The organism is Microbacterium phyllosphaerae, from assembly GCF_050628115.1.
Lineage (GTDB): Bacteria > Actinomycetota > Actinomycetes > Actinomycetales > Microbacteriaceae > Microbacterium > Microbacterium phyllosphaerae_A.
In genome coordinates this window covers 3,417,710-3,430,005 of record NZ_CP192502.1, presented here as the reverse complement: position 1 = coordinate 3,430,005, position 12,296 = coordinate 3,417,710, and the positions used below count along the sequence as shown (strand labels likewise).

Annotated in this window: 11 protein-coding genes; 8 read left to right on the top strand and 3 right to left on the bottom strand. The window is 68.8% G+C overall.

Going from position 1 to position 12,296, the window contains the following annotated elements; all coding sequences use genetic code 11:
* The 5 genes from ACQ4LY_RS16495 to ACQ4LY_RS16475 all read left to right on the top strand — a co-directional run bounded on the left by ACQ4LY_RS16495 (position 1) and on the right by ACQ4LY_RS16475 (position 5,895).
* Complete coding sequence (locus ACQ4LY_RS16495; protein ID WP_056308253.1) at positions 1 to 261, top strand: F0F1 ATP synthase subunit epsilon; 261 nt, start codon at positions 1 to 3, stop codon at positions 259 to 261.
* A 76-nt stretch (positions 262 to 337) separates the two neighbouring features.
* Entirely contained in the window at positions 338 to 1,084 is a 747-nt protein-coding gene (locus ACQ4LY_RS16490) for a YaaA family protein (protein ID WP_431073242.1), read from the top strand.
* Positions 1,085 to 1,200: 116 nt separating this feature from the next.
* Complete coding sequence (locus ACQ4LY_RS16485; RefSeq protein ID WP_431073240.1) at positions 1,201 to 2,022, top strand: large exoprotein; 822 nt, start codon at positions 1,201 to 1,203, stop codon at positions 2,020 to 2,022.
* A gap of 248 nt (positions 2,023 to 2,270) precedes the next feature.
* A complete protein-coding gene (locus ACQ4LY_RS16480; RefSeq protein ID WP_431073238.1) occupies positions 2,271 to 3,068 on the top strand; it encodes a PP2C family protein-serine/threonine phosphatase in 798 nt (265 codons plus the stop codon).
* A gap of 58 nt (positions 3,069 to 3,126) precedes the next feature.
* Positions 3,127 to 5,895 (top strand): FtsK/SpoIIIE domain-containing protein, encoded by a 2,769-nt coding sequence (locus ACQ4LY_RS16475; protein ID WP_431073236.1) that lies wholly within the window; start codon positions 3,127 to 3,129, stop codon positions 5,893 to 5,895.
* A gap of 62 nt (positions 5,896 to 5,957) precedes the next feature.
* Here the strand turns inward: ACQ4LY_RS16475 and ACQ4LY_RS16470 are convergent, their stop codons facing one another.
* Positions 5,958 to 6,953 (bottom strand): asparaginase, encoded by a 996-nt coding sequence (locus ACQ4LY_RS16470; RefSeq protein ID WP_431073234.1) that lies wholly within the window; start codon positions 6,951 to 6,953, stop codon positions 5,958 to 5,960.
* A gap of 84 nt (positions 6,954 to 7,037) precedes the next feature.
* Between ACQ4LY_RS16470 and ACQ4LY_RS16465 the strand changes: the two genes are divergently transcribed.
* Positions 7,038 to 7,529 (top strand): OsmC family protein, encoded by a 492-nt coding sequence (locus ACQ4LY_RS16465; RefSeq protein WP_431073232.1) that lies wholly within the window; start codon positions 7,038 to 7,040, stop codon positions 7,527 to 7,529.
* Positions 7,530 to 7,607: 78 nt separating this feature from the next.
* Here ACQ4LY_RS16465 and ACQ4LY_RS16460 read toward each other — a convergent pair whose 3' ends face one another.
* The gene (locus ACQ4LY_RS16460) at positions 7,608 to 8,387 is read right to left on the bottom strand and encodes a lysophospholipid acyltransferase family protein (protein ID WP_431073230.1); all 780 of its coding nucleotides are present in this window, start codon (positions 8,385 to 8,387) and stop codon (positions 7,608 to 7,610) included.
* 123 nt (positions 8,388 to 8,510) lie between these two features.
* On the opposite strand from ACQ4LY_RS16460, the gene ACQ4LY_RS16455 reads away from it, so the two are divergent.
* Entirely contained in the window at positions 8,511 to 9,494 is a 984-nt protein-coding gene (locus tag ACQ4LY_RS16455) for an FKBP-type peptidyl-prolyl cis-trans isomerase (RefSeq protein WP_431073228.1), read from the top strand.
* 37 nt (positions 9,495 to 9,531) lie between these two features.
* Complete coding sequence (gene dxr / locus ACQ4LY_RS16450) at positions 9,532 to 10,614, top strand: 1-deoxy-D-xylulose-5-phosphate reductoisomerase (protein ID WP_431073226.1); 1,083 nt, start codon at positions 9,532 to 9,534, stop codon at positions 10,612 to 10,614.
* 44 nt (positions 10,615 to 10,658) lie between these two features.
* On the opposite strand, the gene ACQ4LY_RS16445 is transcribed toward dxr, so the two are convergent.
* Positions 10,659 to 12,281 (bottom strand): Mur ligase family protein, encoded by a 1,623-nt coding sequence (locus ACQ4LY_RS16445; RefSeq protein ID WP_431073224.1) that lies wholly within the window; start codon positions 12,279 to 12,281, stop codon positions 10,659 to 10,661.
* Between the last annotated feature and the right edge of the window lie 15 nt (positions 12,282 to 12,296).

Below are 12,296 nucleotides of genomic sequence, written 5' to 3'. Positions count from 1 at the left end.
ATGGCGCTGCATGTCAGCCTCGTCTCCGCGGACGCGGAGGTCTGGACGGGAGAGGCGAGCCTCGTGGTCGCCAAGACCGTCGAAGGTGAGATCGGCTTCATGACCGGCCACGAGCCGGTTCTGGCGATCCTCGCCCAGGGCGAGGTCCGCATCACGCAGACGGATGGCACCAAGGTGCTCGCCAACGCACAGGACGGCTTCCTCTCGATGGAGAGCGACGTCCTGACGATCGTGGCGGGCAACGCGGCTCTCATCGCCTGATCAGTTCAGTTCATCGCGTCCGCCTCGGCGCCCCCAGTGGGAGCCGAGGCGGACGCGTCTGTATTCCCGAGGTCCCATGAAGATCCTGCTTCCCCCGTCAGAGACGAAGCGCCCCGGCGGGAACGGTGCACCCCTCGATGTCAGCGCTCTCGCGCTTCCCGGTCTGCACGGCGAACGTCATGCCGTGATCGACTCGCTCATCGATCTCGCAGCCGACGAGGCGGCCGCACTCAAGGTGCTCAAGTTGAGCCCGAAGCAGGCGGCTGACGTGGTCCACAACCGGATGCTGCGCTCCGCCGCGACGATGCCCGCGGTGGATCGCTACACGGGAGTGCTCTACGACGCCCTCGACGCACAGACGCTGTCATCGGCGTCCCGACGTTGGCTCGGGTCGCATGCGTGGATCCATTCGGCGCCGCTCGGGCCCATCGGCGCCCTCGACGCCATCCCGCCATACCGGCTGGCGGCCGGCACGTCCTTGCCGGGACTGTCGGCGCTGCGCCGTCACTGGGCAGACGCGACGACCGAAGCGATCGCGGGGGAGGACCCGGCGTTCGTCCTCGACCTGCGAAGCGAGGCCTACGTCGCGCTCGGGCCGGTGCCTGCTTCCGTCCCCTCCGCGTACGTGCGGGTGGTGACCGAGCACGGGCGGGCGCTCAACCACTTCAACAAGAAGTCCAAGGGACTGCTGACCCGGGCCCTTGCCGAAGACCGTCCGCGGGTGCGGTCGGCGCGCACCCTGCGCACCTGGGCCGCGTCACGGGGTATCGTGCTCCGAGACGCGCCGGAGCCCGGAATCCTGGAGTTCGTCGTCGCCGAGTGACACAGCGTCACACAGGCGGGCTCTCCTGCGTGTGTCGTTGCCCCGTATATCGCGACCCCGCTATGGTGGGTGTCGCGGCGCGCAAGGCGTCTGCTCCATCGGATCCGGAGGGGTTCATGTTCTCATTTATCGGCGACGTAAGCGCGGCGATCGCGTCATCGTATAACTACGACGGAGGCGGGGCCGCAGCGGCCGCCTTCTGGGCGATCTACGCCATCTTCATCTTCGTGTTCGCCGTCGGCGGCTACGTGCTCAGTGCTCTCTTCCTCATGAAGATCTTCGAGAAGGCCGGCGTCGAGGGCAAGTGGCGCGCCTGGGTTCCGTATTACAACCTCATGATCTTCTTCAAGCTCGGAGATGTGAGCCCGTGGCTCGTCTTCGCCAGCCTGCTGACCTGGATCCCGGTTCTCGGCTGGCTGGTCGGCATCGGATTCGCGATCGTCGCGGTCCTCGCCGCGTGGCGCGTCGGTCTCAAGCTGCAGAAGGACTCCGTCTGGGTCATCCTGTACGTCTTCCTCTCCCTCGTGTGGCTCGGAATCAACGCCTTCGACAAGTCGCGCTGGAACCCGAACATCGCTCCGGCATCGTGGGCGAACAACGGCTTCCTCGCCGACCGCACCGTCTGGCAGGGCATCCCCGTGCAGCCGCGTCCGGCGGCCGGCCCCGGCTACGGCTCCCCGCAGGGCTACGGCGCTCCCCAGGGCTACGCACCTCCTGCTCCTCAGGGCTACGCGCCCCCGGCTCAGCCCGGCTACGCGCCGCCCGCTCAGCCCGGCTATGCGCCTCCCGCTGCTCCGTCGGCGCCGTCGGCTCCCGGCGTGCCCCCGGCAGCACCGTCGGCACCTCCTGCCGCACCGCAGGTCCCGCCGGCACCGCCCGCAGCTCCGCCGGCAGCACCGCCCGTGCCGCCGACGAACCCCACGCAGCCTCCGGCCTGATCACGTGATGCAGAGCCCCCGACTCCGGTCGGGGGCTCTGTTGCGTATCGGGATCGTGTTCGCCGATTCCAGGCGTGTCGGGTGGAGACGATAGCGTGGGGGAATGCTCACGTCGCAGCGCCGGGTCGGCGCCACCGTTCTTCTCGCGTTGCCGAGACCCGGGCGCGCGGGTGCGAGCGTCGTTGTGTCCACTACGATGTGTGAGTATCCCGGCGCGGCCCGACCCGCAGGAATTTCGGAGGCGATGAGTGTCTGACACGACGACGAAGACGCGAAGCGTCACGGTTGCGCAGCGCACGCTGCTGCTCTCCTGGGCAGGAGTCACCGACGTCGGCAAGAGACGCGAGACGAACCAGGACGCGTTCTTCGCGGACTATCCCCTGTTCATCGTCGCCGACGGCATGGGCGGCCATGCCGGTGGCGAGATCGCGAGCCGGAGCACGGTCGACCGGCTCGAGGCCGTCGTCGCCTCAGGATCCGTCGAGCGTGAGTCCATCGAGGGTGCTCTCCAGCTGGCTGTCGGTGACATCGCCGACCACCCGGAGACGACCGACGAGGGGACGGGAACGACACTCACCGGAGTGTTCCTCGAGTTCGAGGATGACGAGCCGCACTGGGCCGCACTCAACATCGGCGATTCGCGGGTCTATCTTCTTCGCGACGACCGTCTCGTGCAGGTGACCACCGACCACTCGGTCGTCCAGGAGCTCATCGCCGCGGGCAAGATCAGCCCGGAAGAGGCCGAGGGGCACCCGTACAGCAACGTCATCACGCGCGCTGTCGGGGCGAGCGAGCTGACCGCTCCCGATTACGTCACTCTCGAGGTACGCGCCGGAGATCGCTTCGTCATCTGCTCGGACGGCCTCACGAAAGAGCTGACGGACTACGGGATCCAGCATTTCCTTCGTGAGCACGCCGATCCTGCGGCGGCTGTCGATGCCATGCTCGCCGCAGCTCTCGAGAACGGCGGGCGTGACAACGTGACGCTCGTCATCGTGCAGGTAGCGGACGAATCTTCCTCCACATCGGACGCTCCCACCGAATAGGTCCCGACTGCTGTGGAGGGCGCCCGACGCGGCCCCTCGATGGTGTCGACTGATCGGCATGGACTCCCTGCCGATCACGATCCCTGCTGCCCCCGCCCCGCCGCGCCGACCGCCGACCCCGTTCATCGCGGCGCTCGTGCCGGTGGTCGCCGGCGTGGTCCTCTGGCTCGTGACCGGTTCGCTCTTCTCGTTGTGTTTCGCGGCGCTCGGACCGCTGATGATCTTCGCATCGCTGATCGACGGTGCGCGCTCCCGACGCAAGGCGCATCGGCTGGCAGAAGCGGAGAGCGCCGTAGCCTGGTCGGCGGCAGAGGCCCAGCTCGCCCGGCTTCACGATGAAGAGCGTCAGATCCGCTGGCACCGGCAGCCGGACGCCGCGTCGTGCCTGGAGCAGCCCCCGCTGCGCGGACTGGATGCGCCGGATGCGGGCACCGACATCGTCGTCGGCAGCGGAATCGCCCGAAGCACGGTCAGGGCGGCAGGAGGGGATGGAGAGCGCGAGCGGGAGTTCCGCTCGAGGTGCGGCCGGCTCGAGAAGGTGCCGATCGCCGTGGCTCTCGGTAGTGGCGTCGCGCTGCGCGGCGCTGCACCGATCGTCGATGCCGCTGCACGAGCACTGGTCGTCCAGCTGTGTCTGCGTTTCGGCGCCGCGCAACTCGCGATCGTGGGAGACCACCTCGATGAATGGGGTGTGTCTGCTTTCCCTCATGCCGGGCCCGTTCGTCGCAGGGCGTTCCGGCTGGGCATCGCGCGGAGCGGTGATACGCGACCGGCGGTGGATGCGATGTTCTGGCTGCTTGCCTGCGACGACGATGTGCCGGAGGGCATCACCACGGTGATCGACATCGTCGAGCCGCATCGCGCGACAGTCCGCACCCCCGAGGGCATCGTGGAGGTCTCTGCGGAGTGCCTGTCGCACGCACAGGCGGTGGCCGTGGGCGAGTCCCGCGTCGACGACACCGGGGAGCTCGACACCTTGCCCGCTGGAGTGCGGCTCGAAGATCTCACCCAACCGGTGTCTGAGCGCGGGCTGCCTGCCGCGATCGGCCGGGGCGAGCGCGACGACCTGATTCTCGACATCGTCGACGACGGGCCCCATGCCATCGTCACGGGAACGACCGGCAGCGGCAAGAGCGAGCTCCTGGTGTCGTGGGTGACGGCCATCGCGAGCGCGTACGGCCCGGAGCGGGTGATCTTCGTGCTCGCGGACTTCAAGGGCGGGACAGCCTTCGAGCCGCTGCGGGCACTCCCGCAGGTCGCGGCGGTGATCACCGATCTCGATGAGCTGGGCGCACGGCGAGGCGTCTCGAGCCTGACGGCGGAACTGCGTCGACGAGAGGCGGTCCTTGCGGCAGCCGGAGTGCGCGACGTCGGAGAGATCGGGATGCCGAGGCTGGTGATCGTCGTCGATGAGTTCGCTGCGCTGTTGCAGGAGCACACCGACCTCGGTGTCGTGTTCACGGACATCGCGGCTCGCGGCAGAGCGCTAGGCATGCATCTCATCCTCGGAACCCAGCGCGCATCCGGGGTGATCCGGGATGCGCTCGCGGCGAACTGTCCGCTGCGGGTGAGTCTGCGCGTCGGTGAGGCCGCAGACAGTCGTGCGGTGATCGGCACCGATGCGGCCGCCGAGCTTCCGGGTGGTGTGGAGTCGAGGGGGCTCGCCCTCGCCCGTCGCCCTCAGGACTCTGAACCTGTCTCTCTGAGAGTCGCCCTCACCGGCGCTGCAGACCTCCGTGCTGTGGCAGCGACCTGGGCCGGGGCTGAAACGCCTCAGAGCCCCTGGCTTCCCGCGTTGCCGACGGTACTCCCTCTGGCCGATCTGAGCCCCGGGAAGCTCGCGCGAGGAGAACTGATCCTCGGGCGGGTCGACGACCCGGAGCATCAGAGTCAGCCGCTCGAGGTCCTGTCGGTCGGCGCGGATCGCGGAATCAGCCTCATCGGTGCGCCCGGATCCGGCCGGACGTCGGCCCTGCGCGCTCTGGCGAGGCAGCATCCGGAGGCGCTGTGGATCCCCCGAGATGCCGAGCGCGCGTGGGATGCGGTGGTCGCTCTCGCGTCGGGCGGTGGGCCGAGGCGCGCACTCGTGCTCTGCGACGACATCGATGCGCAGATCAACGACCTGCCGATCGAGTACGGCCAGCATCTGGCGCAGCTGTGGGAGCAGATTCTGCGGAGTGGTGGAGGAACCACCTTCGTGGTGACGGCGACGCGCGCGTCCGGGCAGGTCGGGAGGCTGCTCGACTCCTTGCCGACGCGTGGGCTGCTGCGCATGCCCAGCCGCATCGACCATCTGGCCGCAGGTGGGGAGTCGGAAGGGTACGGTCGCGATCGTCCGACGGGTCGTCTGCGGCTGGGAGATCGTGAGCTGCAGATCGCATGGGTTCCGGAGGAACCGCCTCGCGCCACCGGCATGCTGCGCGCGACGGCACACGCCGATGAGTGGGCGACGTGGAGTCCACGCTCAGCAGTGACCGCTCTCGTCACGCCAGGCGTGTCCGTGGTCGCCGCGATGCTGGCTCGCGCCTATCCCGAGTGCGATGTCCTCTCGGTCTCGGGTGAGCCGGCAGAGCCATCGGATACCGGGCGTCCGATGATCCTGATCGGCGAGTCGGACGCATGGCAGCGCCACTGGGGGCTGTGGCAGCGGGTTCGCAGTGATGGCGAGGTGCTCGTGAGATCCGAGAGCGCCACGGACCTGCGGCAGCTGGCTGGCATCCGAGAACTCCCTCCATATGCGCGCCCTCATGCCGGGCGTGCATGGTCGCTGTCGGGAGATTCCGCGCCGCGACGCGTGGTGATCCCCGCGCTCGTCGGAGCGCGGTGATGTCGGCTCCCGCGAGGACTGCTGCGGGTTTAGCGAGAAGGACCAGCCTGCCGCGGGTGGCCTCAGATGCCGCTGCCGGGGCGGATGACTCCGACGTCCTTGCCTCCGCCGAGCACTTCGAGCGAGAGCGCGGCGCCGAGCGTCGCGACCTCGGCGTCCGTCAGTCCGCCTGCTCGTGCGAGGAGCGTCGCGGCGACGATCGTGGAGGCGCGAGCACCGCCGTCGAGCATCTTCAGAGCGACCGTGGTCCCGTTCGGAGCGACCATGACCATGACGCCCTCGGCGCCGCCCTTCGCGAAGACTCCGAGCTTCTCGATGGCTATCGTGTCAGGGCGACCGGGGCCGTCGATCGTCCAAGGATTGTCGCGGACTGCGCGCACCAGCGATCCAGCGACACGATGCAGCGCGAACGGGGAGCGGTCAGAGGCGGTACCGATCCGATGGATCGACCGTGCGAGGCCCGTCAGCGTGAGCGCGTACACCGGTGCTCCGCATCCGTCGATCGCCATGTGCGCGACCTTTTCACCGGTGAGGCGTTCGATGACATCACGGATGTGCGCTTGAAGAGGATGCGCAGGATCGAGGTACCCGTCGGTGGGCCAGCCAGTCGCCACGCAGGCCCGCAGCATCGCCGCGTGCTTGCCGGAGCAGTTCATGCGGATGCGGGTCTGTGCCCCGTGCTCGCGCACCAGCTCGTCGCGAGCGGATGTGTCTCCGGGCCAGGCCGGCGGGCACGCGAGGTGGTCTTCGGTGAGTCCGCCTTCGGTGAGCACATCGCGCACGACGGCCGCATGCCGATCCGTGCCGCTGTGGCTCGCCGTCGACATGGCGAGCTGCTCGCCTTCGAGAGAGGCGCCGGCCGTGATGCACGCCACCGCCTGGAGCGGCTTGAGGCTCGACCGGGGCAGGATCAGAGCATCCGCATTGCCGTGACGGGCGATGACGTCGCCGTCGGGGGAGAGGACCACCGCCGCTCCCGCATGGCGGGATTCGACGAACCCGCTCCGTTCGACGACGGCGAGTTCAACAGCATCCTGAACGGTGAGAGTCTCCAGCACCCCCCAAGGATATCGTCCGTTCAGCAGGGGGCTGCGACAGCGCCGTGCGCGCCGGATGTTCCAGGCGGCTGGCAGACTGTCGGCATGGCAGATCGTCCCGCGCCTCTCGGCGAGCACCGCTACTCACTCACGTCGACGTGGACCGGGAACTCCGGCACAGGCACCAGCGGATATCGCGACTATCGCCGCGACGTCACGCTCGAGGTCGAGGGCAAGCCCGAGGTCCTGGCATCCGCCGACAAGCCGTTCCGCGGCGATCCGTCGCGGTGGAACCCTGAGGACCTCCTGCTCGCCTCACTCTCCGAATGTCATCTGCTCTCGTATCTGCACGCGTGCGTCACCGCCGGTGTCGTGGTCGTCTCATACAGAGACACAGCCTCGGGCATGATGCGCGAGGACGGCACGGGAGGCGGTGCCTTCGTCGAGGTGATGCTGCGCCCTGAGGTGGTGGTCGCCGATGCGTCCATGATCGACGCAGCCGAGCGCGCGCACGCACAGGCGAACGCGTGGTGCTTCATCGCGAACTCGATGAACTTCCCGGTGCGCCACGAAGCCACGGTGCGCGCTCAGCCCTGACGCGTGCGCTGACGCTGCGGGCCGCACCCGGTCATCGCCGCGCGACCGCCGTTGCAGGAGATCTCCGGATCCGAGACCTCAGCGGCGCTCGTGCGGGAGGGCCTGCTTGATCTTCTCGATCGTGCCCTGAGCGGGCGCCTCGTTGTACGCGTCGGCGAGCTCCTGCCCGGACAGTGCGTGGATCGCCGCCATGATCTCGTCGGTCGCGAGTCGACGCGCGCGGCCGCTCGTGGCGGGGCCGTGAGGGGAGAGATCCAGTGGCTCGCCGAACCGCACGGTGATGCGCTCCTTGAGCGTCGGCACCTTGGCGCCGACGGGCATCACCTTGTCCGTGCCGATCAGCCCCACGGGGACTACCGGTGCACCGGTCTGCAGTGCGAGGAAGGCGACCCCTGTGCGTCCCTTGTACAGACGTCCGTCGGTCGAGCGCGTTCCCTCCGGGTAGAGCGCGACCGCGAGCCCCTCGTCGAGCAGCTGACGCTGCACGTCGAGTGCATCGAGAGCGGCCTTGCCGGCGCCGCGGCGCACCGAGATCGCCCCGATGGACTCGAAGAAGGTCTTGCTGAACCAGCCCTTGAGTCCTGGTCCTTCGAAGTAGCTCGACTTCGCGAGGAAGTGCACGGGGCGTGGAGCCGCGACCGGAATCGCGATCGAGTCGATGAAGGAGAGGTGATTGCTCGCGAAGATGACGGGTCCGTCTTTCGGCACATTCTCCCTTCCCTCGATGCGAGGACGGTAGATCGTGCGCGCGAGCGGCGTGATGAGACTGCGTCCGAGCGCATAGGCGAAGCCGGCGTGACGAGGCTTCTCAGTCTCTGCGGGCGAGGATTCGGGCTCCACGGACTGCTCTGACGTCATCAGAGCAGATTACCCCCGGATCCATGCCTCGGTGGGAATGAAGCGCCAGAGCGCGCCTCCCAGCATCGACAAAGGGGTATGGGGGATGATGGGGTGTCCCGCCCGCGATCCTGAGGTCTCACTGTGCGCAAGCGTCCGCTCATCGTCCTGTCCACCGTCGCTGCGGCGACCCTGTTCCTCGCCGGTTGCTCCGGCGATGCGGCACCGGAATCGACAGGAACGGCCGATCCGTCGGCGCAGAGCTCCTGCCTCGCCGACCTCGCATCCGGCGCAGGCTCCGACGCCGTGTCCGTCGAGGGCACCGGAGCCGACGCGAAGGTCACGGTTCCCGCAGATGCAGATCTCGCCGAAGCCCAGCGCTCCGTCGTGGTCGAGGGCGACGGCGACGATGTCATGCCGGGCGATCTCGTCTCGCTGCGCTACCAGCTCGTGGATGCCACGACCAACGAGGTGCTCAGCACCTCGGAGCGCGGCCCCGACGGCGTGCTGTCCGCTCTTCTCGCGGTGCAGCAGCCTCAGCAGATCGTCGATCCCACCCAGTCGACCGTCTTCACGGTCGCCGCGGAGTGCCTCCCGATCGGTTCGAGTGTCGTGCTGACGCTGCCGGCCGCTCAGGAGGGCATGAACCCGAGCGTCCTCTACGTCGAGACCATCGAGCAGCTTCCCAAGACCGCCTCGGGCTCGGACGTCGATGCGACCGAGGGCATGCCCACCGTGGAGCTCGACGACGCAGGTTCGCCCACCATCACCATCCCGGACTCGGAAGCGCCCACGGAGACCGAGGTCGCCGTCCTCAAGCAGGGTGACGGAGCCGTCGTCGGCGCGGGCGACCTGGTCACCGTGCAGTACCGCGGCGTCAAGTGGTCGGACGGCACCGAGTTCGACTCGAGCTGGAGCCGCGACGCGGAGCCCTCGCAGTTCCAGACGAGCGGCGTCGTGACCGGCTTCAAGATGGCACTCGAGGGTCAGCAGGTCGGATCCCAGGTCATCGTCGCGATGCCCCCGAAGGACGGCTACGGCGCATCCGAGGGCAACGAGCTGCAGAACGAGACCCTGGTCTTCGTCGTCGACGTCCTCGCGACCACGCCCATCGAGCAGGCTCCGTAAGGGCTGAGGAGCCGAGGGCTTGCCATAGGCTGGCGGCATGCGTCGCATCATCGTCCTCGGCTCCACAGGTTCCATCGGCACGCAGGCGCTCGACGTCATCCGTGCCAACCCCCGTCGATTCGAGCTCGTCGGCCTCGCTGCCGGTTCGAACGCCGAGATGCTGGCCGAACAGGCTCAGACGTTCCAGGTCGAGAGCACGGCGCTCGGCGCCGCCGAGGCCGAGCAGCTGGTGCGCGATGTCGAAGCCGACGTCGTGCTCAACGCCATCACCGGATCCATCGGGCTCGGATCCACTCTCGCGGCGCTGAAAGCGGGGCGGACTCTCGCTCTCGCGAACAAGGAGTCGCTCATCGTCGGCGGCGAGCTCGTTCTCGCGGCTGCGGCCCCCGATCAGATCGTCCCCGTCGACTCGGAGCACTCCGCGATCGCTCAGGCGCTGCGCAGCGGAACCCACGCCGAGGTGAGACGTCTCGTCGTCACTGCATCCGGCGGACCGTTCCGCGGACGCTCGCGTGACGAGATGGCCGAGGTGACTCCGCAGGAGGCCCTCGCCCATCCCACCTGGGACATGGGCCGGATGGTCACCACGAACTCGTCGACGCTCGTGAACAAGGGGCTCGAGGTCATCGAGGCCCACCTGCTTTTCGACGTCGCCTACGACGACATCGAGGTGGTCGTGCATCCGCAGTCGATCGTGCACTCGATGGTCGAGTTCGTCGATGGGTCGACGATCGCCCAGGCATCACCGCCCGACATGCGCCTGCCCATCTCACTCGGACTCGATTGGCCGAGTCGCGTCGGCGGAGTGGGGCGCCCGCTCGACTGGACCGAGGCGACGTCTTGGACCTTCGAACCCCTCGATCACAAGGCCTTCCCCTCTGTCGCTCTCGCCAAGGCCGTGGGCCGTGCGGGGGCCACGTTCCCCGCGGTCTACAACGCCGCGAACGAGCAGGCGGTCGACGCGTTCCACGAAGGGCGGCTGCCGTTCCTCGGGATCGTCGACACGATCGCCCGGGTGGTCGATGCCCATGAGCCGCCGCAGACGCTCACGGTCGAGACGCTGGCCGAGGCCGAGAACTGGGCTCGGCGCACGGCGGACCAGCTGATCGCCACAACCTGAGACGACCGGTGGCCGCAGCCGATCACCGCGGCCACCGATCGCGATCAGTCTTCGTCGGGATAGGGCACGGGCCAGTGCGAGTCCGGCACCGGCCATCCCGCCGCGCGCAGAGCGCGGCGAGCGAGTTCGCGCGCCGAGTACGGGGTGCGCACCCCGCGGATGTCGCGGTAGTCCTGATGTCCGGGACCCGCCCACAGGATCGAGTCGCCCTCGCCGACGAGGCCGACGGCGGCGACGATGGCCGCCTCGGGGGGCGAGTACTCGTGGATCTCTGCGTCCGGGCGTGCTCGGCGGGCTCCGGCGACCAGAGTGGCCCTGATCGATTCCGCGTCCTCGAAGCGAGGGTGGTGGTCCGTGATGACGAGGATGTCGCTGCCCTCGACGGCCGTGCGAGCCATGTCGTAGCGCTTGCTGGCGTCGCGGTCGCCGTCTGCGCCGAAGAGCATCAGCACTTTGCCCGGGGTGACGCGGCGCACGGCGGCGAGAGTCTTCTCGAAGGCGTCGGGGGAGTGCCCGAAGTCCACGAAGACGACGGGGCCCGTGTCGCCGGACACGAGCTGCGTGCGACCGGGCAGGTGGGCGTCGATGCCGCCGTCGCGCTCGAGGGCTGCGACGATCCGGTCCCACGCGTAGCCGCCTTCGAGCAGCATCACGATCGCCAGAGCGGCGTTCGCGGCCATGTGGGGTCCGATCACCGGGACGGTGGTCGTGAGGGATCCCGCGGGACCCGTCAGCGTGAAGGTGGTCCCGGACGCGCGCTCGTCATCGATCGCGACGACCCAGTCGGCGCGAGCCGCGGCATCGGGGTCGGCCGCGATGGACGGCGTCCCGACGGTGACGACAGGGATCTCCGCGCGCTCCACCACGATCGCCCCGTTGGCGGAGTCGAGGCAGACGACACCGCGCCTCGCGCGGTCAGGGCGGAAGAGGGGGAGCTTCGCCTCGAAGTACTCCTCCATGTCGGCGTAGTCGTCGAGGTGGTCGTGGCTGAGGTTCGTGAAACCGGCCACATCGAAGCGGATGCCGTCGACTCGGTGACGCGAGAGCGCCTGCGCACTGACCTCGACGGCCACTGCCTCGACGTCGCGCTCGCGCATCAGCGCGAGCAGAGCGTGCATCTCGGATGCCTCAGGGGTGGTGAGTCTCGAGACGATGACGTCGCCGGCGATGTGCCGCTCGGCGGTCGAGGAGAGTCCGGTGACCACGCCGAGCTGGTCGAGGATGCCCTCGAGCAGGTGCGACACGCTCGTCTTGCCGTTCGTCCCGGTGGTCGCGAACAGCAGCGGGAGAGGTTCGCCTGCTCCGGTGCCATACACCCAGGCGCTCAGGGCGCCGAGAACCGCGCGCGGGTCGTCGACGACGAGCACGGGGAGGCCCGCGGGCTCCGCGATCTCGGCGCCGGCCTCGTCGGTGATGATCGCGACGGCGCCCTTCTCGGCGGCGGTGACCGCGAACTCCGCGCCGTGGCGGTTCACACCTCGGATCGCGACGAAGGCCTCGCCCGGGCGGAGGTCGGCAGTGGCGAGCGTGATCCCCGACAGGGCGACACCGCTCACCTCCCCGCGGACGTCTCGCGCGAATCGAGAGGCGAGTTCGGACAGCTCACGCCGGGGCGGGTTCGCGGGGCGGAGCACGGGAGGCAGGCTCGGTTGTTGTTCAATCGACATGTCGCATCCATGATC